This is a genomic window from Allopusillimonas soli (genome assembly GCF_004153445.1).
Classification (GTDB): domain Bacteria; phylum Pseudomonadota; class Gammaproteobacteria; order Burkholderiales; family Burkholderiaceae_B; genus Allopusillimonas; species Allopusillimonas soli.
The window spans coordinates 68,446-92,393 of record NZ_SDQC01000005.1 but is presented as its reverse complement, the minus strand read 5'-3'; the positions used below and the strand labels follow the sequence as shown (position 1 = coordinate 92,393).

General features: G+C 60.4%; 19 protein-coding genes. 7 read left to right on the top strand and 12 right to left on the bottom strand.

Going from position 1 to position 23,948, the window contains the following annotated elements; genetic code table 11:
- Nucleotides 1-27 precede the first annotated feature (27 nt).
- Both truB and typA read left to right on the top strand, forming a co-directional pair.
- On the top strand, nucleotides 28-789 hold the full coding sequence (truB, locus tag ERD78_RS15385) for a tRNA pseudouridine(55) synthase TruB (RefSeq protein WP_129970223.1): 762 nt from the start codon (nucleotides 28-30) through the stop codon (nucleotides 787-789).
- On the top strand, nucleotides 786-2,606 hold the full coding sequence (gene typA / locus ERD78_RS15380; RefSeq protein WP_129970222.1) for a translational GTPase TypA: 1,821 nt from the start codon (nucleotides 786-788) through the stop codon (nucleotides 2,604-2,606). The genes truB and typA overlap by 4 nt, the downstream gene beginning before the upstream one ends.
- A gap of 64 nt (nucleotides 2,607-2,670) precedes the next feature.
- Here typA and ERD78_RS15375 read toward each other — a convergent pair whose 3' ends face one another.
- From ERD78_RS15375 to ERD78_RS15350, 6 genes are all read right to left on the bottom strand, one after another.
- Nucleotides 2,671-4,122: a surface lipoprotein assembly modifier gene (locus ERD78_RS15375; RefSeq protein WP_129970221.1), complete on the bottom strand. Its 1,452-nt coding sequence runs from the start codon at nucleotides 4,120-4,122 to the stop codon at nucleotides 2,671-2,673.
- Nucleotides 4,123-4,206: 84 nt separating this feature from the next.
- The gene (locus tag ERD78_RS15370; RefSeq protein WP_129970220.1) at nucleotides 4,207-6,741 is read right to left on the bottom strand and encodes a TonB-dependent hemoglobin/transferrin/lactoferrin family receptor; all 2,535 of its coding nucleotides are present in this window, start codon (nucleotides 6,739-6,741) and stop codon (nucleotides 4,207-4,209) included.
- A gap of 127 nt (nucleotides 6,742-6,868) precedes the next feature.
- A complete protein-coding gene (locus ERD78_RS15365) occupies nucleotides 6,869-8,593 on the bottom strand; it encodes a transferrin-binding protein-like solute binding protein (RefSeq protein WP_129970219.1) in 1,725 nt (574 codons plus the stop codon).
- 346 nt (nucleotides 8,594-8,939) lie between these two features.
- Entirely contained in the window at nucleotides 8,940-9,746 is an 807-nt protein-coding gene (locus ERD78_RS15360) for a thiazole synthase (protein WP_129970218.1), read from the bottom strand.
- Between the two features lie 7 nt (nucleotides 9,747-9,753).
- Nucleotides 9,754-9,972: a sulfur carrier protein ThiS gene (gene thiS, locus ERD78_RS15355; protein WP_129970217.1), complete on the bottom strand. Its 219-nt coding sequence runs from the start codon at nucleotides 9,970-9,972 to the stop codon at nucleotides 9,754-9,756.
- Complete coding sequence (locus ERD78_RS15350) at nucleotides 9,969-11,051, bottom strand: FAD-dependent oxidoreductase (RefSeq protein ID WP_129970216.1); 1,083 nt, start codon at nucleotides 11,049-11,051, stop codon at nucleotides 9,969-9,971. The genes thiS and ERD78_RS15350 overlap by 4 nt, the downstream gene beginning before the upstream one ends.
- Before the next feature lie 63 nt (nucleotides 11,052-11,114).
- Here ERD78_RS15350 and ERD78_RS15345 point away from each other — a divergent pair, with 63 nt between their 5' ends.
- From ERD78_RS15345 to ERD78_RS15335, 3 genes are all read left to right on the top strand, one after another.
- Nucleotides 11,115-11,921, top strand: coding sequence for an IclR family transcriptional regulator (locus tag ERD78_RS15345; protein ID WP_129970215.1), 807 nt, complete (start codon nucleotides 11,115-11,117; stop codon nucleotides 11,919-11,921).
- A 66-nt stretch (nucleotides 11,922-11,987) separates the two neighbouring features.
- Nucleotides 11,988-12,935 (top strand): AAA family ATPase, encoded by a 948-nt coding sequence (locus tag ERD78_RS15340; RefSeq protein WP_129970540.1) that lies wholly within the window; start codon nucleotides 11,988-11,990, stop codon nucleotides 12,933-12,935.
- 4 nt (nucleotides 12,936-12,939) lie between these two features.
- Nucleotides 12,940-14,643, top strand: coding sequence for a cobaltochelatase CobT-related protein (locus ERD78_RS15335; protein WP_129970214.1), 1,704 nt, complete (start codon nucleotides 12,940-12,942; stop codon nucleotides 14,641-14,643).
- On the opposite strand, the gene pta is transcribed toward ERD78_RS15335, so the two are convergent.
- Nucleotides 14,640-15,617, bottom strand: coding sequence for a phosphate acetyltransferase (gene pta / locus ERD78_RS15330; RefSeq protein WP_129970213.1), 978 nt, complete (start codon nucleotides 15,615-15,617; stop codon nucleotides 14,640-14,642). The genes ERD78_RS15335 and pta overlap by 4 nt on opposite strands.
- 18 nt (nucleotides 15,618-15,635) lie before the next feature.
- On the bottom strand, nucleotides 15,636-17,432 hold the full coding sequence (xsc, locus tag ERD78_RS15325) for a sulfoacetaldehyde acetyltransferase (protein ID WP_245152494.1): 1,797 nt from the start codon (nucleotides 17,430-17,432) through the stop codon (nucleotides 15,636-15,638).
- 309 nt (nucleotides 17,433-17,741) lie between these two features.
- Here xsc and ERD78_RS15320 point away from each other — a divergent pair, with 309 nt between their 5' ends.
- Nucleotides 17,742-18,134, top strand: a complete 393-nt coding sequence (locus ERD78_RS15320; RefSeq protein WP_129970212.1) for a nuclear transport factor 2 family protein — start codon at nucleotides 17,742-17,744, stop codon at nucleotides 18,132-18,134.
- A gap of 58 nt (nucleotides 18,135-18,192) precedes the next feature.
- Nucleotides 18,193-19,602: an NAD(P)/FAD-dependent oxidoreductase gene (locus tag ERD78_RS15315; protein WP_129970536.1), complete on the top strand. Its 1,410-nt coding sequence runs from the start codon at nucleotides 18,193-18,195 to the stop codon at nucleotides 19,600-19,602.
- 25 nt (nucleotides 19,603-19,627) lie between these two features.
- Here ERD78_RS15315 and pdxR read toward each other — a convergent pair whose 3' ends face one another.
- The 4 genes from pdxR to tauA are packed head-to-tail and all read right to left on the bottom strand — an operon-like array spanning nucleotide 19,628 to nucleotide 23,879.
- A complete protein-coding gene (gene pdxR, locus ERD78_RS15310) occupies nucleotides 19,628-21,160 on the bottom strand; it encodes a MocR-like pyridoxine biosynthesis transcription factor PdxR (protein WP_129970211.1) in 1,533 nt (510 codons plus the stop codon).
- A 4-nt stretch (nucleotides 21,161-21,164) separates the two neighbouring features.
- A complete protein-coding gene (locus ERD78_RS15305) occupies nucleotides 21,165-21,992 on the bottom strand; it encodes an ABC transporter permease subunit (RefSeq protein WP_129970210.1) in 828 nt (275 codons plus the stop codon).
- A complete protein-coding gene (locus tag ERD78_RS15300) occupies nucleotides 21,985-22,809 on the bottom strand; it encodes a taurine ABC transporter ATP-binding protein (protein ID WP_371734615.1) in 825 nt (274 codons plus the stop codon). Before ERD78_RS15300 ends, ERD78_RS15305 begins: the two co-directional genes overlap by 8 nt.
- Before the next feature lie 23 nt (nucleotides 22,810-22,832).
- Nucleotides 22,833-23,879 (bottom strand): taurine ABC transporter substrate-binding protein, encoded by a 1,047-nt coding sequence (tauA, locus tag ERD78_RS15295; protein WP_129970209.1) that lies wholly within the window; start codon nucleotides 23,877-23,879, stop codon nucleotides 22,833-22,835.
- Nucleotides 23,880-23,948: the final 69 nt, after the last annotated feature.

Genomic DNA, 23,948 nt, shown 5'->3' with positions numbered 1-23,948 from the left:
TCGTTTTTTACCAGGATTTCAAGAACGATGGCTTCCCGACGCGGGCAGATGCTCGATGGTGTCCTGTTGCTCGACAAACCCGCGGGCTTGTCGAGCAACCATGCGCTGCAGCGCGCCAAGCGTACGCTTGATGCGCGCAAGGCCGGGCACACGGGAACGCTCGATCCTTTTGCCACGGGGCTGCTGATCTGCTGCATGGGGCGCGCCACCAAAATCTGCGGCGCCATGCTCAACGCCGACAAAACCTATATTGCCACGCTGCAGTTTGGCGAAGAAACCGATAGCGGCGATTGCACAGGCCATGTCGTGGCGCAGGCCGGCCCCGAGTTTACCGGTGTGGATGCTGCGGAGCTGGAGCAGGCCCTGGCCGCCTTCCGGGGGGAGATCGAGCAGATTCCTCCCATGTATTCCGCGCTCAAGCGCGACGGCAAGCCGCTGTACGAGTATGCGCGCCAGGGCATCGAACTTGAGCGCCCGCCTCGCCGCGTCACCATACACGCCCTGGAACTGCTGCGCTGCTTTGACAACGGACGCATGGCGGAGATCCGCGTCCATTGCAGCAAAGGTACTTATATTCGCACCCTGGCGCAAGACATCGGCCGCGCGCTCGGATGCCGTGCACACCTGGCTGCGCTGCGTCGTACGCAGGCCGGCCCTTTTGATATCCGGGATGCCATCGAACTGGAAACCCTGCAGGACATGCCCAACCCGCAGTCCGTCCTTGTCGGGCTGGATGCCCTGCCCGCCGGCCTGCTGTCGGCAACTGAACAACGAAAGGAACAATTATGAATCGCGCTTTGCGTAATGTAGCCATCATCGCCCACGTCGACCATGGCAAGACCACGCTGGTCGATCAACTGCTGCGGCAATCGGGTACTTTCCGAGACAATCAGCAGATTGCCGAACGCGTCATGGATTCCGGCGATATTGAAAAGGAACGCGGCATTACCATCCTCGCCAAGAACTGTGCCGTCGAATACGAAGGCACCCACATCAATATTGTGGACACACCGGGGCACGCCGACTTCGGCGGCGAGGTCGAGCGTGTGCTGTCCATGGTGGACGGCGTGGTCTTGCTGGTGGATGCGGTGGAAGGGCCGATGCCGCAGACGCGCTTTGTGACAAAGAAAGCACTTGCGCTAGGCCTCAAGCCCATTGTCGTCGTCAACAAGATAGACCGTCCCGGTGCGCGGCCCGATTTTGTCATCAACGCCACATTCGATCTGTTCGACAAATTGGGTGCAACAGAAGAGCAACTGGACTTTCCGGTGGTATATGCATCGGGGCTGGCCGGCTATGCGGGTCTCACCGACGATGTCCGGGAAGGTGATATGCGTCCGCTGTTCGAGTCGATACTCAAGCATGTTCCGCAGCGCGAGGACGATCCCGACGGCCCTTTGCAGATGCAGATCATTTCGCTGGATTACAGCAGCTATGTCGGCAAGATCGGCGTGGGCCGCATCAATCGCGGTCGCATGCGCGCCGGCCAGGACGTCATCGTGAAATTCGGTCCCGAAGGCGATCCCATTAAAGGGCGTGTCAATCAGGTGCTCAAGTTTCATGGCCTGGATCGTGTGCTGGTGGACGAGGCGCAGGCCGGCGACATCGTGCTTATCAATGGCATAGAGGACGTAGGCATTGGCTGCACGGTCATGGATCCGGCCAATCCCGAGCCGCTTCCCATGCTGCGCATCGATGAGCCGACGCTGACCATGAACTTCATGGTCAACACCTCGCCATTGGCGGGAAGGGAAGGCAAGTTCGTCACCAGCCGCCAGTTGCGCGACCGGCTCGAGCGTGAGCTGAAGTCCAATGTCGCCTTGCGCGTCAAGGACACGGACGACGATACGGTCTTCGAGGTCAGCGGGCGGGGTGAGCTGCACCTGACCATTCTCATCGAGAACATGCGCCGCGAAGGATACGAATTGGCCGTTTCGCGTCCGCGCGTCGTTTTCAAGGAAGAAAATGGCGTGCGGCTCGAGCCCTATGAGCTGCTTACCGTCGATGTCGAGGACGGCCACCAAGGCGGCGTCATGGAAGAGCTGGGGCGCCGCAAGGGTGACCTGCAGGACATGCAGCCTGATGGCCGAGGCCGCACCCGTCTGGAGTATCGCATTCCGGCGCGCGGCTTGATCGGCTTTCAGAGCGAGTTTCTTACCCTGACGCGTGGAACTGGCCTCATGAGCCATATTTTCGACGATTACGCCCCCATGCGGGAAGGCGGCGTCGGCGAGCGACGCAACGGCGTATTGATCAGCCAGGACGACGGCGCCGCCGTCGCTTACGCCCTATGGAAGCTGCAAGAGCGCGGGCGCATGTTCGTCTCCCCTCAGGATCCGTTGTATGAAGGCATGATCATAGGCATCCACAGTCGCGACAATGACCTGGTGGTGAACCCGATCAAGGAAAAGAAGCTGACCAACGTTCGTGCTTCGGGCAAGGATGAGCATATCGATCTGGTGACGCCTATACAGCTGACGCTGGAGTATGCGGTAGAGTTCATCAGCGATGACGAGCTTGTCGAAGTGACGCCCAAGTCCATTCGCTTGCGCAAGCGCTATCTGCAGGAGCACGAGCGCCGGCGCATGGCGCGGGAAAGCGCCTAAGCATTCGACGTCGGGTGCTGTGAAGTGCGTAGATGTCCAAGCCAGACATGCATGGCGTGAGCGTTCAGAACGCACGCTGAAGCTCGACTGCAATCTGGCGTTTACGCCAATCGTGCAGCGCGCTGTTGCTGCGGATGCGCTGGTGGGAGAGCGTCAGTCTTGGTGTGAACCCAGCCATGTCGATCTTTCGGTGCCATACGGAAAGCGCCGATCCAAGAATATGGTCGCGCCTGCGGTCGTCATGGGTCAATAGCGTTGGCCCGCGGTATGTCCGCAGACCTGTATTGAAATGCAGGCGAGCCCCTATGCCGTTGGGCCATTGCCTGGCCCAGTCGACGCGTAGACTATGCATATGAAAGCGATCGGCGACGTCTGGTGTATCCCACTCGCGGTAGGTGTCCAGGCCAAGCAGCAGAGATTGTGCTGCGTTAGTATGGTAAATCGCGGCAACAGAGATCAGGTGGCTTCGGTGATCCAGGAAGCGGCGCCGGGGATGAATCTGGCGGCCCGCCTCCATGGCAGCCATGGTTTTCAAGCGAGGCGCCCAGTGATGATCCCATTGGACACGAACGCCGGCATTGCGTGAGTAGATCCGCTGACCAAAACGACGGTAGGCCAGGAATGGAAACAGCCTCAGCTGGTTCGCCATGTCCGCATGGCCCAGCCCGGGAGCAAGCCGTAGCATGGCATCGTCGTAGCGTTTATGACCGATGTAGTGTTTACCCCAGCCGCTGATATCCATTGATAGAAATCGCCCGCCAGTCAGTGTCCACAGCTTGGCGGCGTCCGCGTCCCAGGCAAGTCCCCGGCCGTGTACGGGCGCGTCGAAAGTCCAGTTGCCCGCCGTGCGCCGGCGGGGTGCATTATTGATGTTTTCCTCGTTCAGGATACGGATGCCTGTTTGCAGAGACCACGCACTGCGTCGGGCAAGCAATGACTGGTATCCGGCAACACGATGTTGCAGTGTTTCCGGCAGCATGGCGGCAGGAAGCAGGGCCAGCTGATGTGCCGCCTCACTATTCTTTTGATCCTCAATCAATATCTCGGCCAACTGTAGCCGGATGCCATGCGCGCTTGGCTGATGGTATAGCGACTCGTTGTAGTACGCAGCCGCGAGCCCGGGCTGCTTGCGCAGGCGCGCGTCGATGGCACGTGCATACGCAAGCATGGCGGGATCGGCGTCTTGGCGCTTTTCATATACAGGTAACAGCACCCGTATGCCAGCGGCATGGCCAGCGTGAATAGCCGCTGCCATCGCTTGGTGAAGCAGCGCGGGTTGCGCCAGCAATCCCAGTTCGTCGACTTCGACTGGCTCGGCTGTGGTTGATGTTGCGGTCAAGTGCGTCAGCGCGGCGGCTGAGGCGCCGGCGGATGAATGCGAGGTATGGATGGGCAGCCTGGCAGACATGTCATCATCGGGAGAAACAGCCATGGCAGTCCTTGACGGGAACGTGAGCGCGAACAGAAGCAAGACGCCCGATAGTTGGGGCGCCATGCGGTAGGACCAGTTTTTCATATGTGTGCTGGCAACAGGCAAGCGACCTATCCCGCATTGCCATGAGGTTTGCGGCTGGGCGTGCCTGCGGTATTGCCGGGAATATCAGTACTTGATTTCGAGATTGACAGCGTAATTGCGGCCAGGCGCGGCAAGAGCCAGCGGGTTGACCTCGCTGAGATTGTTGTTCATGACGCTGCGCTCCGCCTGACGGGCGGATTCCCAGGTAATGTAGCGATAATCGAACACGTTATGGACCGCGGCGCGCAGGGTTACATATCTGTTGAAACGGTAGTAACCGCTCAGGTCGGTAACGATCCATTTGGGCGTGCCGAAGCTGGCTGTGCTGTCATGTCGGGTAATGAGCCCGCCCGTTACTGCGTTTCGTAGGAGCTCGTCCGTCTTCTTGGCCGCCGAGTAGGTGGTTTTTATCGCGGCACCCCAGTTGCTGGATGGATGGTTGTATTCCAGCCCGTAGACCACGCGCAGTGGCTGCAGCATATCGAGCGCATAGCTTGCGGCGCCAATGAAGTCAGTGTTGGAAGGTGCGTCGCCACGCGGCCTTATATAGCTGAGCGCGAACATTGCCTGCATCCCATCGGGCATGCGTTGCCATGCCTCATGAAGATTGATTGCTCCCTTGACGCCTACGCCCTTGGTCTTGACTGATTGCAGATTATGGAAGAGCGGCGTCTGGGGCAGGCCGGATTCAGGTGAAGGCATGCCGACGTCAATTAGATTGGCATATTGCGCATGAAAGTAACTGGCTGACAATGTGCCGTATCGGGTGTCCATATGCAGGCCGATTTCATGGTTGCGTGATGTTTCGGCCTTGAGCTCGGGTTGCGACGGGCGCATCATGCGGCGATTGAAGCCGGGGCCCAGCCGCTCGCCTACACTGGGGACACGGAATCCTGATGTGGATTTATACGCCAGGTCGATATGCGGTGTGAGGTGGTGGGTCAGGCCGATGTCCCAAGAGAGGTTGTTATAGCGACTGCGGGGAAGGTCGCTGTAGGGGCTTGCTGTGCTGGCGGTTTCATCGAAGATGCCTGGGATGCCATTGAGCGTATGGCGGTCGTAGCGTAGCCCGGCGCCGAGCCGCCATGTGTTGCTTAATCGGATAGCATCGTTGACTGCGAGGAATACATGCCGTGATTGGATGGGTGGTGTGATGTAGGCGAGTTCGCTATTGCTGTATAGATCATGGACGCGTCCGTCTACATGGTTGTACTCCCGGTAGGCATGGGCGCTGCGATCTCGGTCGGCCACAACAGCCTTGCCATGTTCAATGCCAGCGTGCACCCACAGTGCATGTTTGCGCCATGCGGTGAAAGATTTTGTGGCCATCAGGTCGAATCGGTGCAGTTTTTGCGTGAAACGCGTATCGCTCAGATACATGCGCGTGCCGGTGGCGAGGGGCGCGGGACGGCATTCGGGATCAGCCTTGGGGTAGGGTGCGCAGAGCAAATTGTGGACATGGCTGTTTGTCGTGATTGCCTGGCGATCGAGACGTACGCGCATAGAGTCCAGCCAGGTGGCACCCTTGGCGGGTAGAAACCGGTATTCGAGTCCGGTGCGATCGTACCGATGCCGGTCATAGACAAAACGGGTCGGTGTGTAGGCAAGTGCCTGGATATTACCGCTGGTCATGAAAATATTGTTGTCGCTTTCATGGGCGTGCAGCGACCAATAGTTGCGCTCGAAAAAATCGCGCAAGTCGTAGCGCTGCCGGGTATGTTCATGCACAATCCCCGCGACATGAGCGGGCGTGAATGCATAATTGAGTTTGGTCAGCCACGAAGCGCTGCGATAGGTCATTGGATTAGGCGCCTGACGCTCGGGGCCCGAGATATCACGGGCGGAAAGAGATTCGGTGACTAGGCCGGAGGCATCGGTGTCATAGCGCACGATGTCGATGCTGCTGTCATAGACAGCACGGTGTGGACGGATTTCATGCCCGGCGCGGGTTGTATATTGCATCATGCCTTCCATGTCCGAAAAACGGAAACCCATGCCTAAGGATCGCATCCAGCGGCCGTCTTTACTGGTGTAGCCTATCTTGTTGTGCGCGCCAAACGGTTTGCCATCATGTAGAAAATCGGCGGGGTCTTTGGTCTGCATCATGACTGCACCGCCAAGCGCACCGCTGCCGGCCAATACCGAATTGGCGCCTTGGCTGATGTCGACCAGCTTGAGGTTTTCGTATTCGACTTCGTTCTTGGCCCCACTGCCGCGCCCCTGGCCTTTGCCCCAGGGGCCAGCGTGCTGGCGTGTGAGCGTTTGGCCCTGTGCCATGCCGTCGATTGTGACCGCTACGCGCTCCTTGTCCACACCGCGCATGGAAAAGCCTGTTGACGTGCCGCGTCCGCCAGACTCATTGACGGAAATGCCAGGATCGTAGCGTAGCAAGTCCCGTATACCCATAACTTGCTCTTTGTCCAGATCGTCTGCGGTTTTCTCAATGCGGGCAACACCGGTGACATCGTCGGGGCGTATTGGCACCTGTCCTTGAACAGTGATGGTATCGAGCTGATTGACGGGTGACTCGATGTTGGCAACGGCGATCAACGGCATGCCGGCCAGGGCAAGGAGAGCCAGTCTTTTACGCGGTGAAGACAGTACTGATGGGCTCATCATGAAATATATAGTATTTAAATAATAAGATTAGATACAAATAAGGTAAATGTCGTGCTGCAAAGTGATCAACGCGTGGAGGGCACACACAGCGCAAATGCAACCATGCGGTAACGCCCCAGTTGGGCTGTTAAGGGTGTCGGCCTTCGGCAGCCGTCTTGAGGGGTATGCGCTGCTTGGCGCCAAAAACGCCCCCGAAGCGTTTGTCTTCGTTGATGAAATGCCCGGCAAGCTCGTTGGCTCCCGGGCCGTGAAAAGCGCCCGATAGCTGTCCACTGCCGCGAATAACGGCATCGGACGCGATATTTATTCCTTGGCTGTCCGACGACAAACGGCTCAGGATGTGCGTTGTGCCGTTGAAACGGTTGCCTTGGATGTTGGCGCGCACATCGATGAGATCGGCACCTGACGGGCCTTGGAGCGTGCCAGTCAGTGTCCTGGCATCAAAATCGGCAGTAAAGCGCGCGGCATGCTCCGTGGAAGCGATATAGGCCTGGCCCTTTGGCGCTCGGCCAAAGGCCAGCCACCGGCCGCGGTAGCTGGCCTGGCCAGACGCGGGCATGTCGGCGAGCGGGGTCAGCGTGCCTTGAGTGAAATACATGACTTTTTCAGATTTCTGTCCATCGGAATCGACAGGCAGGGCACCGATCTGTATGAATTGGAATTGAGGCTCCACGCAGCATGACAAGCCCTGGTCTGTGGAAAGCTGTCTTAGGTCGATGTCTGTGCCGTTGAAGCGAAGCACGTGAATGTTGCCTGAATAAGCAAGGGTACGCGCATCCTGGAACACGGAAGTGGGGGCTTCGGTTGCTGAGGCATCGGCGTGCAGCCCGATTGCCAGGCTGGAAGCCTCGCCCTCGACTATGTTGCTGGCGGACGTCTGGCGGGCGGCAAAAACGCCGACGGCGTTGCGGTGGATGCCGACAAGACGGCCCGCCAGTTCGGCGGCCTGGGGGCCGAAGAAACTGCCGGACAGGACAGCATCTTCTTGAACATTGCTGTATTCGAGCGGCGTGGCCACACCGAGAAAATCGGCGCCTGTGATGTCGGCCTGGATGGTATAGCCTTGGCGGCGCTCGCCGTTTCGGCCGTCAAGCGTGCCGCTCAGCTTGCGTGTGCTGAAGTCGACCTCGAAGGAGGCCTTGCTGACAGTGAGTGTATTGCCACGGTAGCCGTTCACGTAGTCATTGGCCAGCGTGGCCAGGGCACGTTCCCAATAGCCTTCGTAGGTGGCCCGCCCGGAAACAGGAATGGCCTCCGGCCGGAGCGAGCCCTTGTAGAAAATATTGGATAGCGATGGATCGTAGCGATTCTCTGGTGCAAGTTGGACCATGCCCAGACGCGTATAAGTAAATGTGGCTGTTTTCAGGACGTTGCTTGCGTCGGCCAATAGAAGATATTGACCGTCGTTGTCGCCTTCAAGATAACTGGTGTAGTCCTGTATACCCGGCTTGGCTCGCCACGTTTCGGGGTTGATGCTGATTCGTTCAGAGGCGGGGTGGGTATCGCTGACCGTGTCGGGATGCCGGTGATAGAGCGTGGTGTCGAATTGGTCGTCCTGGTCGGCTGTGGCCCGATCGGGGTCGACCGGCTGGGCTGCGTTACTGGTGCGGATGATATAGGGCTCGGCTGCGGTGAAACCGTATTCCGGATGGGCGGACGGCGGCGGTTGCAGCACGCCCTCGAGGACATGATCTTGCTCCGACGGGCCGGTATCCCAGGTGTTGATGACGATGGGTGACGGCAGTGCGTGCCTGTCGAAACTGCCACCGCCTGTGGCGCAGGCTGTGCATAGGCCAGCGAGCGTGATAAGCATGAGATGGCGCTGTAGGCGAATCGGTTTGATATCAAGCATATGCTACTTAATGTGAAAATATATTGTTATTTTTATCTGAAAATTCTATCAGTAATGAAACGCATTATCAATAAAATATTCAGGATAATGTAAGCAAGGCTTATTGAAAAGATATCTATCGAGTGCGAAGCAGCCCGGCCACGCCGCAAGCACGAGGCGGCAAGCCAGAAATGAACAGTGAAAGACGGCGTGTAGCCGTGGCGGAAAAGCCAGGAGAAGCGCAGGCCCATGCGCCGCCAGAGCCCCAATGGCCATTGCGCAGGCTCTACGGCGAATGGGCCGAAGAGGCTATATCACACAGGAAGGGACTGAATGGCGGGCCGGACTCGAAATCCGGCGCATAGGGCTAGAGCACAAAAGGGCGTCCCGTGACTGGCGTGGTGGCGATGGCCATGTCTTGTTCCGCCATGATGCCTGCCTCGAAGGCCTTGCGACCGGCTTCGATCGCGAGCTTGAATGCCTCGGCCATAAGGGGAGGGTTATGCGCATGGGAGACAGCCGAGTTGAGCAGCACGCCGTCAAAACCCATTTCCATGGCCTGTGCGGCGTCCATGGGCGAACCGATGCCTGCGTCGATAATGAGCGGCACGTCCGTGATGCGATCGCGCAACGTGCGCAGGGCGTACTGATTGATGAGCCCCTGGCCGGAGCCTATGGGCGCCCCCCAGGGCATGAGAATGCGGCAGCCTGCGTCCAGCAGGCGCTGGCAGGTGACAAGATCGTCCGTACAGTAGGGAAAGACTTCGAATCCCTCTTTGACCAGCGTGTGGGCCGCGTTGACCAATTCGAAGGGATCGGGTTGCAGCGTGTAGTGGTCTCCGATGACTTCCAGCTTGAGCCAGTGGGTGTCGAAGACTTCCCGGGCCATACGCGCGAGCGCGATGGCCTCGGCGGCGGTGTGGCAGCCCGCCGTATTGGGGAGCAGGCGGGCGCCGCTCTGGCGGATGAGTTGGAAGAAGGCCTGCCCACCGGGCTTCTGGCCATCGCTTCCGGGCGACGGCTCGCCGTGCGCCATTTGGCGCTTCAACCCTACCGTTACAACCTGCGCGCCCGATGCCTGAATCGATTGCTCGAGTATGCGCGGTGATGGATAGCCGGCCGTGCCCAGGAAGAAACGGCTGTCCAACTGTGTGCCGGCGATGGTCCATGTCATGGTGTTTTCAACCCCCAGTGATTGGTTCAAACGTGGTGATGCTGTCTTGGTCATTGAGGATGACATTCTGGCGCACCTGGCGCGCGACGTGCTCGCCGTTGACCGCGCTGGCGTAAGGCAGTGCGGTGTCGGCGGCGTCCAGCAACTGTTCCAGCGCCTGCGCGAGGGTCAGCCCCTGCGCTATGTGGTGCGCCTGGCCGTTCAGGAAGATCTGTATTGTGGTCATGGTGATACCTGGATGAGCGTATTATCCGGCAAAGCCTGCGCAAGCGCTTTTTCCGCTATCGCAGGCGCGATCAGCCAGCCGTGGCGAAACAGCCCATTAATTCGCGTCAGGCCCGGCTCATGTTCGATGCGCGGCAGATTGTCGACGAGCGCGGGACGCAGGTTGGTTTCCGTATGCACTAGCCGCGCCTCGGCCAGCCCCGGCATCATGCTGTGCGCCGCCGCCAATAATTCTACCGTGCTGCGCAGCGACACCGGCGAACGGTCCTCGCTCTCGATCTCGCTTGCACCAACCACGATGATGTCGTTGCGCCGGGGTACGACATAGACGCGGTGGCGGGGATGCAGCAGGCGGGCAGGGCGATTCAGTACAACGCCGGGCGCGTGCAGCCAGAAGATCTCGCCGCGCACGCCGCGCACATTCTGGCAGGAAAGTGCATTATCGGAGGATGACATGCCGGGAGGGCGCTGGCCCAGGCCGCGCGCGTCGAAAACGTGGTCGAAGGTCCAGGATTGCGTGCCATTGCCCACCAGGCCCGGTGCAACCTGGGTGATGGTGTGGTTCCAGTGCCATGTCACTTTGTCCGCCGCCGCTGAATACAGCCCGCGCATGGTTTCGACGGCGTTGAGCACGCCTTCACCCGGAAGCATCCAGGCAAGGCTGGGGCCATGTATGTCAGGCTCCAGTTCGGCCAGTTGCGCGGGCAGGAGGGCGACAGGACGGTAGGGCTGCGGGGCCTTCTGTTTGAGCAGGCCGACCGTGCGCTGGGCCGCGCCGCTGTCGTGCCGATGGGCCAGGAGTAGACTGCCGTCGCGCGCAAAGGAGACATCGCCGGGCAGCGATGGCATGATCCGGCTCCAAAGCTCCAGCGATCGCAGGCCGTGGTTGAAGACATCGAGGTCGGCACACTCGAGTTCGGCGGTGGGTGTGAGCATGCCCGCCGCCGTCCATCCCGCGGCACCGCGCCCCTCGGGGCCATCGGCCGGGTCGAAAACGCTGATGCGATGCGTCGGCTGCCGGGACAGCAGGTAAGCCAGAAGACGCCCCAGTGCTCCGGCCCCTACTATAGCGATGTGCATTTGATATCCTGATTCTACAAAAAACGGTACAATTTATTCCTATTATTGGAATATAGAGTGATCATGGCCGCACGTCCACACATCCTAGACGACGAATCGAAGATAGACGGCAATACGCCCACGATGCGTCTTTTTTCCCTGCTGGAAGTCATAGCCCGGAAAAACCAGTACTTTACGCTGCAAAGCCTGGTGGAGGAGCTGGGCCTGCCCAAGCCCACCTTGCACCGGATGCTCCAGCAATTGGAGGGCGCAGCCATGATACAGCGCGACGGTGACGGGCGGCAGTACAGCGCTGGCCTGAGACTGCGCCGCATGGCGGAAAGCCTGCTATTGAACAACACGGTGCATGGCGCGCGCCACGCTGTGCTGCGCCAACTGGTGGAAGAGGTCGGTGAGAGCTGCAATATAACCACCTGCTCGGGTGATGAGGTATTGTATCTCGACCGGGTGGAGACAGCAGCGCCGCTGCGGTTCTATTTGCATCCGGGTTCCCGCGTTCCCTTGCACTGCTCCGCCAGCGGCAAGCTGTTTCTTGCGCAGATGACGCCGTCGCAGCGCCGGCGTCTGCTCGCCCATGGCGCACTGCAGAAGTACACTGAGAAGACGCTGACGCAACCGGCGCAGCTTGATGCGGAGATTGAGCGCGTGCGCCGCGACGGTTATGCCATGGACGACGAGGAGTTCCTGCCTGGCCTGCTGTGCGTTGCGGTGCTCGTGCCGGTGGCCGAAGGCGTATCGAACATGGCTGTCGCCATCCAGGCGCCCATCATGCGCATGACCGTCGACAAGTCGCTGCTGTGCCTGCCTGCGCTTCAGCGCGCGGCAACCGCGCTGGCCCACATTGAAGCCGAGAACCATCCTGGTTCCTGAAATCGCAAGGAAGAAGCCATGACGCCACAACAGAAAGCTTCGGTGGATGCCGGCGAGGATGCGCCGATGCGGCAGTTGCCGGTGCGCGAGCTGTTTGGCATAGACAGCGACTTGTGCGTGCCCGTCTTCGCGCAGCGCGAGGAGCATGTTCCGGAGATCGATACGGCCTATCGCTTTAATCGCGATGTGACACTGGCGATACTCGCGGGATTTGCCCGCAATCGCCGGGTCATGGTGCAGGGCCTGCACGGCACCGGAAAATCCACCCATATCGAGCAGATCGCAGCCAGGCTGAATTGGCCTTGCGTGCGCGTGAATCTGGACGGCCATATCAGCCGCCTGGATCTGATCGGCCGCGACGCCATCGTGCTGCGCGACGGCCTGCAGGTCACCGAATTCCAGGAAGGTATTATTCCATGGGCGCTGCAGCGGCCCGTTGCGCTGGTGCTCGATGAATACGATGCGGGCCGGCCAGACGTCATGTTTGTGATACAGCGTTTGCTGGAGCGCGACGGCCGGCTGACCCTGCTGGATCAAAACCGAGTCATTGCGCCGCACGGCGGCTTCAGGCTGTTTGCGACGTCCAATACATTAGGTATGGGCAACACCACCGGCCTTTACCATGGCACCCAGCTTCTCAATCATGCCCAGCTCGATCGATGGAATATCGTCGCCAACCTCAATTTTCTGCCGCCACAGGACGAGCTCGACATCGTGGTCGCCCGGGTGCCCGCGCTGAGCGACGCGCGCGGGCGCGGCATCATCAGCGCCATGATCAGCGTGGCCGCGCTGACACGCAAGGGCTTTGAACTGGGCGACCTGTCCACGCTGATGTCGCCGCGCACAGTCATAAGCTGGGCCGAGAATCTGCAGATATTCGGCGATGTTGCCCTGGCCTTTCGCCTATCCTTTCTGAACAAGTGCGAAGACGCCGAGCGCGCCATTGTGCAGGAGTACTTCCAGCGGTCGTTCGGCGAGGACATGTCCGGCGACGGCCTGATCGCCGCGCGCTGACCGCATGGAAGCCGCCCGGTCAAGAATAAGGCAGCAGTACGCCGAAGAATTGTCGGCCGCGGTCATGCGGGCCCTGACTGGCCGCGCAGGCTTGCATTTCGAAGGTGGCCGGCCATTCGATGACGCGCGGCCACTGCCAGACCGTGCCCCGCATTTGCAACTGCGGGATGGCGAACGCAGCGTGGCGGACTATCGGGGTATTGCCGATGGCCTGGCGCTGAGGCTGCGCCATTCGGATCCGGCACTGCACCAGCGCCTGGCGCCCGACGACCCGGTCGAGCGATTCATTTTCGAGTGGCTGGAGCAGTTGCGCACCGAAGCGATGGCGCCGGCCAGCCTGCCGGGTATGCATCGCAATGTGGTGGGCAGATACCGGGCATGGTCTGCGGCATTTCTGGACTCGGGTGCGGCGGAATCCAGTCTCGGCATTCTGCTGTTCGCCTTCTCGCAGATGGCCTGGAGCCGCATCATGGCGCAGCCGCTGCCGGAGGATGTGGATGACCTGCTCGAACCGACCCGCGCCGCGCTGGGGCCTGCCATTGGCGGCTGGCTGGCTGCCATCCGGCGTCAGCGCGGCGATCAGGCGGCCTGCGGGCGTTTCGCGCGCCGGATCGCGCATGAATTGGCTGCGCGGGTACAGTCCGAATACGAGGACGACCCTGCTTCGCGCAATGTTCACAGGGGTGATTTCTCGCTGTCGCTGGATATCGACCCATGCGACGGCGCCGGCTTTCAGCCTGCGCAGGGTGGCGAAAGCCTATTGTTCCGGGCAGCGCAGGGGCGCTACCGCATATTTTCCCGGCAATTCGATGTGCAGGAGCATGTGGCGGAACACGTGCGGCCGGCGGTGCTGGCCGCGAATCGCGGGATACTGGACGGCGCGTTGGCGGGATTGGGCATCAACATTGGCCGGCTTGCCCGCGGCCTGCGTGCGGTGTTGGCCAGGCCGCAGCGGGACGGCTGGCTGTTCGGGCAAGAGGAGGGTGTGGTGGACGGGCGGCGCTTGTCGCAATTGGTCAGTTCACCCACCGAGCGGCGGCTATTTCGCCAGGACCGCCATTATCCGCTCTCCGACTGCGCTGTGGCTTTTCTCGTCGACTGCTCAGGCTCGATGAAACAGCATGGCCTGGCTGTGGCGATGATGCTGGACATCTTCATGCGTGCCTTCAGCCAGGCTGGCGTTGAAATCGAGATACTGGGGTTCACCACGCGCAGCTGGAACGGCGGGCGTCCGCGAAGGCAGTGGGCGGCGCAGGGCCGTCCTGCCGCGCCGGGCCGGCTGAACGAAGTCTGCCATCTGATCTTCAAGGACGCATCGACATCGTGGCGGCGCGCCAGACCGGCGCTGGGCGCATTCTTGAAGCAGGATATGTTTCGCGAAGGCGTGGATGGCGAGGCGGTGCAGTGGGCCTGCACCCGTTTGCTGGAGCAGGATAGGCGGCGGCGCCTGCTTGTGGTCGTTTCCGACGGCTCGCCCATGGACAGCGCCACCAATCTGGCCAATGATGCGTTCTATCTGGATAATCATCTGAAGGCCGTTGTCCGCCAGGCTGCGCGCGAACAGGGCGTGGAAGTCTTCGGCCTGGGCGTGGGGCTGGATCTCAGCCCGTACTACACGAAATCGCTGGCTGTCGATCTGGCTGATGGACTGGATAATGCCTTTTTTGACGCGTTCCTGAGACTACTCGGCCATGGTGGGCGCGCCTAGCGCTGCGGCTGCGCCTGGATGCCGGTGATGGCGATCACATTGTAGATGTCGTCTTCGGCGCAGCCACGCGACAGGTCGTTGGCTGGCCGGTTCAACCCTTGCAGCAGCGGACCGAAGGCAACCGCCTGCCCCAGACGCTCGGCCAGTTTGTAGCCAATATTGCCCGCCGCAAGATTCGGAAATATCAATACATTCGCCGCGCCGCCGATATGCGAGTCCGGCAGCTTGCGTTGAGCGATCTCGGGTACGATGGCCGCGTCCAGCTGTATTTCGCCATCCACAGCCAATTCGGGATGTCTGGATCTGATCATGTCCGTGGCATCTCGAACCTTCTCCACCTCGCTGTGCGACGCACTGTGATTGGTCGAGAACGACAGCATGGCCAGCTTGGGCTCGATGCCCAGCAGTCGGCGCGCGCTTTCCGCGCCCGCGAGTGCGATTTCGGCCAGCTGTTCGCTGCTTGGATCGATGACCAGGCCGCAATCCGAGAAAATCATGGCTTGCGTCGTGCCATGAAAGGGTTGCTCGCGCATCATGACGAAGAAGCTGGAAACCAGCCTGGAGTCCGGATGCATGCCGATGATGCGTATGGCGCTCCGGACGACGTCCGCCGTCGTGTGCGTGGCGCCCGCCACCGATCCGTCGGCATGGCCTAGGCGCACCATCAACATGGAAAACGTGAGCGGATCGAGTACCGCCTGGTGAGCTTGCTCCATAGTCATGCCGTGCTTTTGCGACAGTTCAGCCATCGTCTGCGCAAACGCTTCAATCCATGGCGATGCTTGCGGATCTATGAAGTCGCAGTCTGGACAGGCTCCACCGGCAGTAGGCGGGCCCACCAGCGTGACACGGGCAAGGCCGTCGGCCGCCGCCCGCTGCGCTGCCGCCCGAACCCGGGCATCGTCGCTTTCGCACAACACGATGCGCATGGGCTGGCGGCGAGCCCTGTCCCAAAGACGTTTCAGCGGTTCCATGTCCGGGCTGCGCGCTGGTCAGGTGAAGTCCTTGTATTTCTCGAGCAGCCGTACCGGCCTGGACAGCGCATCGCGGCGGAAGGGATCTCCCAGTTCGCGTGTGCACATGATTTCCACCACGGTGGTCTTGCCCTCGTTCATCTGCGCTTCGACCGCCTTGCGCAGTGCGGGCCCCACATCCTCCAGCTTGTCCACGACGATGCCTTGCGCGCCCATGGCCTGCGCGATGCCGGCAAAACTCTGGTTGTCCAGTTCCCCGGCCACGAAGCGGCGGTTGTAGAAATCCACTTGGTTTTTCTTTTCCGCACCCCACTGCCGGTTGTGAAAGACTACAGCCGTAACGGGGATGTCATGGCGTACGCAGGTCATGATTTCCGACATGCTCATGCCCCATGCGCCGTCTCCGGCATAGGCGATGGCAGGGCGCTCGGGCGCGGCTACCTTGGCGCCGATGATGGTCGGCAATGCATAACCGCAGTTGCCCCAGCTCATGGGTGCGAAAAAGCTGCGCGGCTTTTCAAAACGAAGGTAGCTGTTTGCAACGGAATTGATATTGCCGATGTCGGTGGACACCATCGCATCATCAGGCATGGCCTTTTCGAGCTCGCGCAATACCTGGCGAGGATGCAGATAGCTGCCTTCCTCCTTGCTTTGCTCGTCTATCATGTCCAGGCTGAAAGCGTCCTTTTCGTGCGTCCATTCGGTCAGTTCCTGCTCCCATGCGTCTTTCTCCGCCTTGATGCGGCCCGCCCGCTCCTCGCGCGTCGCATCACTGGCCAACTCCGCTTTTTCCAGACGCGCAAGCAGCGCTGACGCGGCAGCGCCGGCGTCGCCGCAGATGCCGACGGTGATCTTCTTGACCAGGCCCAGCATCTTGCTGTCTGCATCTATCTGGATGATTTTGGCTTCCTTGGGCCAATAATCCATGCCGTGCTGGGGCAGCGTGCCGAATGGACCGAGTCGCGTGCCAAGCGCTATGACGACGTCAGCCTGGGAAATGAGTTTCATAGCTGCCTTCGATCCCTGGTAGCCTAACGGCCCGCACCACAGGGGATGACTGGCGGGAAAGGAGTCATTGTGCAGATAGCTGTTCACCACCGGTGCGCCAAGCCGCTCGGCCAGCGCCTTGCATTCTTCCACCGCATCGCCCATGACCACGCCGCCACCCGAAATAATGACGGGGAAGCGCGCCGAGGCAAGCAGCCTGGCCGCCTCGTCCAGCGACTGTTCGCCGCCGGCGCCGCGCTCCAGAACGCGCGGCTGGGGGATCTCCGCCTTGATCTCGCCATAAAAATAGTCGCGCGGAATATTCAACTGTGTGGGACCCATTTCCGACAGTGCGCGATCAAAGCAGCGCGCAGTGTATTCGGCCATGCGCGCGGGGTGGGTGACATGGCCCTGATACTTGGTGAATTCCTGGAACATGGGCAATTGATTGGCCTCCTGGAAGCCGCCCAGACCTATGCCCATGGTGCCGGCCTCGGGGGTGACAATCACCACGGGCGTATGGGCCCAATAGGCTGCCGCGATGGCGGTGACGCAATTGCTGATGCCGGGGCCGTTCTGGCCGATGACGACGCCGTGGCGTCCGCTGACGCGTGCGTAGCCGTCGGCCATGTGCGCGGCGCCCTGTTCGTGGACGACGGGAATGAGGCGTATGCCGGCGGGTGCAAAGATGTCCATGGCGTCCATGAAGGCCGAGCCCATAATGCCGAACATCTCGGTTACCCCGTATGACACGAGCGTTTCCACGAAGGCTTCCGAAGGCGTCATCTTCTGTATGCCCGTCACGGGGCTGCGGGTATCTGATTTCATGATTGTCTTCCTGAGTACCTTCACCACGATTGCAGTGATTAATTTATGAGATAAAACATTCCGATAATTATTCTTTTAGCTCAATTCTAAACAACAAAATCGCCAAGTCAATAGAAAAATATTGTTTTCGGAATTAAATATCTCGGAATTTATCAGTACGAGAGACAAGACGTCGGCGTGCAGCGCATCTGGCGCATCTGAAACGTCAATACTGGCCCTAGACCATGCTGGAGCGATCTCCTACCTTAGTCGTCAACAGCCCGGATTCCCTTCGAAACCGGCGTGGCACTGAAGCGAGGAGAGAAACCGATGCCCAAGCAGAATCTGATCGACACCATCAAAGCCTTTGGCGATGCATGGAACAGGCACGATATCGATGCACTGATGTCATTCATGCACGACGATTGCGTGTTTGAGACGGTGGCGGGTCCGCTGGCCTGCGGCGCGCGCCATGAAGGCAGGGAGGCCGTGCGCAAGGCCTTTGAGGCCGCCTGGCAAACCATACCCGATGCGCAGTGGCGCGACGCAAAGTGCTGGGGGAGCGATGATCGAGGCGTCATGGAATCGACCTTTACGGGTACCGCTGCCGATGGCTCCCGCATCGAGGCGAACATGGTCGACCTGCTGTATTTCCGCGACGGCAAAATCATCCTGAAAAACGCATACCGCAAGAATCGCCCCCATCTGCCGGCCAAGGGCTGAGCAGGTCGTGCCCGGCATGTCCAGATCCGCTGGGCCATTCACTCAATATGGAGTCATGATGGCAGCCAATCCCGTCACCGCCGAACCTTCGTCATCGGCCACACCGGCAGGTAGTCCCTACGATCCCACCTACGATCCGCTGGTTTCACCCACCGGGCGCGGGCAGGCATATGCGCCCACATACTGGGTTGGAACCGCCGGACCTCCGCCGCAGGACGATGGACCGGTCAGCCAGGACTTCGACGCCGATGTGGTGGTCATCGGATCGGGCTTCACTGGGCTGGTGACGGCGCTCAATCTGGCCCAGGAGCATGGCGTGCGGGCAGTGGTGCTGGAGGCCAACAAGGCCGCTTGGGGCTGCACCAGCCGCAATGGCGGCCAGGGCCAGAACGCGTCCGGCCGCCTGTACCGATCGCAGTGGATCGCGCGCTGGGGGCTGGATGTGGCCAAACGCCTGGACGCGGAAATTCGCGGCGGGTTCGAATACTGGAAGAGCCTGATCGAAACCCTGGATTGCGATGCCCAGCCAGGCGGACATCTGTACACTGCGCACCGGGCCAAGAAAATGGCGTTTCTTGAGAACGAATGCCGTGTCATGCGCGATATCTTTGGCTATGACACCCGTATGCTTAGCCGGGCCGAACTGCATGAGCGCTATGCCGCCGATCAAGAAGCGGCGGGTGCGCTGCACGAACCCGATGGTATCGGTGTGCATCCGCTCAAGCTGGCGTTCGGCTACATAAGGCGAATACGCGCACTGGGTGTGAAGCTGCATTCGGGCAGCCCCGTCCTGGGCTGGGAAACCATCAATGGCATTCATCATTTGCGCACGCCGGGCGGAACCGTGCGGGCGCGGCGCGTGGCGGTGGCCACAGGCGGCTATACGCCTCAAGGGCTGCATCCGCTGCTGACCAACCGCATCATGCCCATTCTGTCCAACTCGATGGTGACGCGCGTGCTGACCCCGCAGGAGAGGGAGGAAGCGGGGCTTCGAAGCACGACGTTCATCACCGACACCCGCACCCTGCGCTTCTACTATCGCCTGCTGCCCGACGGTTCCATGCAGATAGGCAGCCGCAGTGCGCTGAAAGGGGCAGACGCCCGCAATCCGCGCCATCTTGATTTGCTCAAGCACGGTCTTGCCCGGAAATTTCCGACCCTGGCCAATATACCCATCGCCTATTCATGGTGGGGCTGGGTGGATGTCAGTCATGACATGATGCCGCGGGTGGTCCAGCCGGATCCGGCGCAGCAGGTGTTCTATGCTTTTGGCTATGGAGGCAACGGCGTATCGTTTTCCGCTCATGCTGGCCGCCGGCTCGCCGAGCGAGTCGTGGGCAAGGATGGCCGGCAGTGGAATCTGCCCATCTACAACTCACCGTTGCCGGGCCATCTGTTCGCGCCATTCCGCCGTCTTGGCCAAGCTATGCTGTACCGCTACTATTATCTGCGCGATGAGATGTTCTGAAAGAGAGGCGGCCGATCGTCCCCGCCTACCTGGCGGGGGCATTCAAGCTTCGGTAGACCTCGGCCAGGCGTGCTATGCCTTCGGGAATCCGCTCGCTGGCTATGGAAGCGAAGCCCATGCGAAAGTGGTTGACGCTGTGCGAGCCTTGGCGATGGTAGAACACATGACCAGGCTCAATGACCACACCCTGATTCAGTGCGGCGTCTGCAAGAAGCTGCGTATCCACGCCAGGCGCCTGTACCCAGCATGACGACCCGCCGCTGATCGGTACCAGATCGAACTCGGGCAGATGCTCGGCCAGCGCCCTGGTCAGCGCGCCAGCCCGCTCCGCGTGCAGCACGGAAAGCCGTCGCAACAGGGTGTGGTGATGCCCCAATGAGATGAACATGGCGAAGGCGCGCTGAATGTAGGCGGAGGGGTGGCGCAGCATGAGGCGGCGCAAAGCCCGAAGCTCATGGGTTAGCGCACGCGGCGCAACGATGTAGCCAATGCGCAGGCCGGGGGCAAAGCTCTTGGAGAGGCTGCCGATGTAGATTACCCGCTCGTTTCGGTCCAGACTCTTGAGCGCAGGGGAGGGGACGTTGTCGTAACTGTTTTCGGTCTCGTAGTCGTCCTCGATGATGATGCCGTTCGACTTCTCTACCAGCGCCAGTAGCGCCATGCGCCGCTCCATGGTCAGCTTGACCGTGGTGGGGCATTGGTGGCTGGGTGTCAGGAATATATAGTCGCAATCTGCCAGGGCCGGTGTGATGCATAGCCCCTCTTGATCGATGGCGAGCGGCATCAGGCGCTCGGTGCGGTGGGCAAAGGTATTGCGGGCATCGGGATAACCTGGATCCTCCATGCCTACCACCGTGTGGCCGTGCATCAGCAAGTCCGCCAGCAGGTAGAGCGCATGCTGTGCGCCAACGGTGATGACAATCTCGTCGGTTTCCGCCCAGACGCCGCGTCGCGGCAACACCTGCGTGCGTATTTCCTCTATCAGTGCCGCATCGTCATTGGTGACGAGATCCGGCGCCCAACTGCGTATATCCAGTATGGACAACGCCTTTGTACAGCACTCACGCCATTCGGCTGTGGGAAATTGGCTCGCATCGAATTGCGCATAGACAAACGGATAGGGCTGGCTTTGCCAGTTGGCCGGCTTGACGATATTGCGCTGGCGCGACGGATGGAACACCATGCGGCTGCTCCAGCTTGTCGTGATTGCCTTGGACGTGCAGCTTGGCGCTGACGGGGCGGGGTCTGCCTCCAGCTCGCGCACGTGTGTGCGCAGCACATCGTCCGCAATGAAATGCCCGCTGCGCTCGCGGGATACCAGATAGCCTTCGGCCACAAGCTGCTGATAGGCAAATACCACTGTGTTGCGCGCGATGCCCAGGCTCTCGGCCAGATGACGGCTGGACGGCGCAGGCGACCCCGGCGGCAGGTGGCCGCTCAGGATCGCCGATACCAGCATCTGTCTTATGCGCCCCTGCAGGCTCAGGCTGGAGTCGCCAGCCCGATCGAACAGGGTGCGCCACTGGATGGGTAGCCCTGGGGGGAGATGTGTCGTCATGAATTCAGACTTTCCCCTTCCATGGAATCAGCATGCGTTCCAGATAGCGCAGCAGCATATCGAACAGCAGTGCGAAGAAGCCGATGACGAGTATGCCCATGATCACGGTGTCGCTGGCCAGGTATTGGGCGGCGTTCAGGACCATGAAGCCCAGGCCCCGGGCGGATGCCACCATTTCGGCGGCCACCAGGGTGGTCCATCCCACCCCGATGCCGATGCGCATGCCGGTGAAGATTTCGGGCAGGGCGGCCTTGAGGATAACGTGCGTAATGATCTGGCTGCGCGAGGCGCCCATCGCATAGGCGGCGTGAATTTGCTCCATGGAAACGGAGCGAACCCCTGCCCGCGCGGCGATGGCCATGGGCGCGAAAATGGCCAGGAAGATCAGGAATACCTTGGGAAACTCGCCGATGCCAAACCAGATGATGACCAGCGGCAGATAGGCCAAGGGGGGCAGCGGCCGGTAGAACTCGATGATGGGATCAAACAGGCCCCGCATCACGCGATTCACCCCCATCAATATCCCCACGGGCACCGCGGTGATCAGCGCGAGCAGGAAGGCGCCCATGACGCGCCCCAGACTTGCGGCGGTATGTTGCGCCAGGGTCGAGTTGGCAACCCCTATGGTGAGTGCTTCGACAAACTTGTCATACACGGCAAATGGCGAAGGCAGGAATATGGGCTTGATCCATCCCATGCCTGTGATGAGAAACCACAGCGCGATCAGGACGATGGCCGTCATCATGCTGATGAAGCCACTGTAGCCGGCGCCCGGCGCACCGTACACCTTGCCCGGCATTGCAGGCTTGCGGGCCATGACTTTGTTAAACATGGAGGACCCCGGCTTCGCCAGCTTCGCGTTCGTCGCCGTAGATGATGCCCAGAACGGTCTCGCGCATTTCGATGAAGTCCTTACTTGATTTGATAGCACGGGCATCCCTCGTCTCAAGAAAGCGTTTATTGAAATCCAGTTCGTAGGTGTTGGTGATTCGTCCCGGCCTTGGCGACATGACGATCAGGCGTGAGCCCAGGAACAGTGCTTCCTCGACGCTGTGCGTAATGAAGAAGAACATCTTGTGCGTGTGTTGCCAGACGTCAAGCAGCAACTCCTGTATGGTCTCGCGCGACAGCGCGTCCAATGCCGCCATGGGTTCGTCCATGAGCAGCATGGCCGGGTCGCAGGTCAACGCGCGGGCGATGCCGACACGCTGCTGCATGCCGCCCGACAACTGATAGATCATGTGGCGATGAAAGTCCTGCAGGCCCACCAGCTCCAGGTTGCGGGCGGCGATGTCCCGCCGGCGCGACCTGTTTACACCCTGCAGCTTCAGGCCGAACTCCGTGTTGTCGATGACATTCAGCCAAGGCAGCAGGGCGTGCTTCTGGAATACAACGCCTCGGTCGGAACCGGGCCCCTGTATGGGCTCGCCGCCCAGCAGTATTTCTCCCTCCGTCGGAGAGAGAAAGCCCGCCAGGACATTGAGCAAGGTGGTTTTCCCGCAACCCGAGGCACCCAGCGCCACGACAAAATCGCCTGCGTCGATTTCCAGATTGACGTCCCTGAGCGCGGTCACCGACCCGCCATGCTGCTGGGCGGGATAGGTGACGCTGACACCTTTGACACTGAGGTTGGGCATGGGAGAAGTCATGGTTCCGCTCCTTGTGTTTTGGCCTATTGCTGCGCCTTGGCTGCCGCCTCCGCGTAGCTCGCGTTGACAAACGGCGTATAGTCGTCAAGCGGCTTGTTGATCTGGCGCTGGTCCTTCAGAAACTGCGCGCTGGCCGCGAATGCCTTGGCTGCGCCGCTGTCCTTGCCCCCGCCAAGCCATGCATTGGAAGCCTGTTCGGTGGCATCCGGAAACAGCAGGAGCTTGAGCGCGGAAACGATGTCGTCGGGCTTGCCGCCTATCATCTTGACGATGCCCTTTACAGTGTCCGAATCCGCGGTGATGTTGGCGCTGTTCGCGTTATAGTCCTTGTATGCTTTAGCCAGCACGCGCGTGAAAGCTTCCATGAATTTCGGATTTTTCTTCGCCCAGTCCTTGTTGGCGATGATGCCGTCAAAGGTGGGAACGCTCTTTTTTCCGATCTCGGCCGAATCCGCGATGGTCGTGCCCGTCTTTTGTATTTCCGTCAGCGCCGGCGGCCAGACATAGGCGGCGTCCAGGTCGCCGCGCTGCCACGCCGCCACGATCTGTGGAGGTTGCATATTCAGGATCTGCACGTCCTTGGCATTGATTTTCCAGATATCCTTCATCGCGATCAGAAGGTGAAAGTGGGATGTGGATACAAACGGTACGCCCACTTTTTTACCCACCAGATCGGCGGGCTTGGTGATGCCCGATCCGTTGCGTGCCACCAGCGCCTCGGACTTTCCAATATTGTCCAGGATCCAGAACAGTTCGACATCCACCCCTCGCGTCACGGCAGCGGTGATCCCCGTGGATCCAAGTACGCCAACAGGCACGTCGCCGGAGGCAAAGGCACTGGAAATATCGCCAGCCGAGCTGAACTGGCGCCAGTCTATGTCGTAGCCGGCTTCCTTGGCTGCCTTGTCGAAACTGCCGTCGGCAATGGCACTGACAAATGGTCCCACGATCTGCTGATAGCCGACCACGACCTTGGTCTGTGCAGCCGCGCCGGCAGAGGCCAGGCCAAGCGCGCCCGCCGCCAATCCCAGCACAGTGTATTCGCGTATACGTCCAAACATCGTTTTCATGTCTCTCTCCATTCGGGTTATAGCGACACGCGGTGCTTGTGGCGCAAGGTGCCGCCTCGTGAATGGATA

What these genes read in the sequence shown, in the direction of transcription:
- ERD78_RS15350 (WP_129970216.1), bottom strand. Translation starts at nt 11,051, where the DNA reads ATGCACATCGCTATAGTAGGGGCCGGAGCACTGGGGCGTCTTCTGGCT.
- xsc (WP_245152494.1), bottom strand. Translation starts at nt 17,432, where the DNA reads ATGAAATCAGATACCCGCAGCCCCGTGACGGGCATACAGAAGATGACG.
- ERD78_RS15305 (WP_129970210.1), bottom strand. Translation starts at nt 21,992, where the DNA reads ATGTTTAACAAAGTCATGGCCCGCAAGCCTGCAATGCCGGGCAAGGTG.
- typA (WP_129970222.1), top strand. Translation starts at nt 786, where the DNA reads ATGAATCGCGCTTTGCGTAATGTAGCCATCATCGCCCACGTCGACCAT.
- ERD78_RS15315 (WP_129970536.1), top strand. Translation starts at nt 18,193, where the DNA reads ATGGCAGCCAATCCCGTCACCGCCGAACCTTCGTCATCGGCCACACCG.
- ERD78_RS15370 (WP_129970220.1), bottom strand. Translation starts at nt 6,741, where the DNA reads ATGATGAGCCCATCAGTACTGTCTTCACCGCGTAAAAGACTGGCTCTC.
- ERD78_RS15335 (WP_129970214.1), top strand. Translation starts at nt 12,940, where the DNA reads ATGGAAGCCGCCCGGTCAAGAATAAGGCAGCAGTACGCCGAAGAATTG.
- ERD78_RS15320 (WP_129970212.1), top strand. Translation starts at nt 17,742, where the DNA reads ATGCCCAAGCAGAATCTGATCGACACCATCAAAGCCTTTGGCGATGCA.
- tauA (WP_129970209.1), bottom strand. Translation starts at nt 23,879, where the DNA reads ATGAAAACGATGTTTGGACGTATACGCGAATACACTGTGCTGGGATTG.
- pdxR (WP_129970211.1), bottom strand. Translation starts at nt 21,160, where the DNA reads ATGACGACACATCTCCCCCCAGGGCTACCCATCCAGTGGCGCACCCTG.
- ERD78_RS15360 (WP_129970218.1), bottom strand. Translation starts at nt 9,746, where the DNA reads ATGACATGGACCATCGCCGGCACACAGTTGGACAGCCGTTTCTTCCTG.
- ERD78_RS15375 (WP_129970221.1), bottom strand. Translation starts at nt 4,122, where the DNA reads ATGAAAAACTGGTCCTACCGCATGGCGCCCCAACTATCGGGCGTCTTG.
- truB (WP_129970223.1), top strand. Translation starts at nt 28, where the DNA reads ATGGCTTCCCGACGCGGGCAGATGCTCGATGGTGTCCTGTTGCTCGAC.
- ERD78_RS15300 (WP_371734615.1), bottom strand. Translation starts at nt 22,809, where the DNA reads ATGACTTCTCCCATGCCCAACCTCAGTGTCAAAGGTGTCAGCGTCACC.
- pta (WP_129970213.1), bottom strand. Translation starts at nt 15,617, where the DNA reads ATGGAACCGCTGAAACGTCTTTGGGACAGGGCTCGCCGCCAGCCCATG.
- thiS (WP_129970217.1), bottom strand. Translation starts at nt 9,972, where the DNA reads ATGACCACAATACAGATCTTCCTGAACGGCCAGGCGCACCACATAGCG.
- ERD78_RS15365 (WP_129970219.1), bottom strand. Translation starts at nt 8,593, where the DNA reads ATGCTTGATATCAAACCGATTCGCCTACAGCGCCATCTCATGCTTATC.
- ERD78_RS15340 (WP_129970540.1), top strand. Translation starts at nt 11,988, where the DNA reads ATGCGGCAGTTGCCGGTGCGCGAGCTGTTTGGCATAGACAGCGACTTG.
- ERD78_RS15345 (WP_129970215.1), top strand. Translation starts at nt 11,115, where the DNA reads ATGGCCGCACGTCCACACATCCTAGACGACGAATCGAAGATAGACGGC.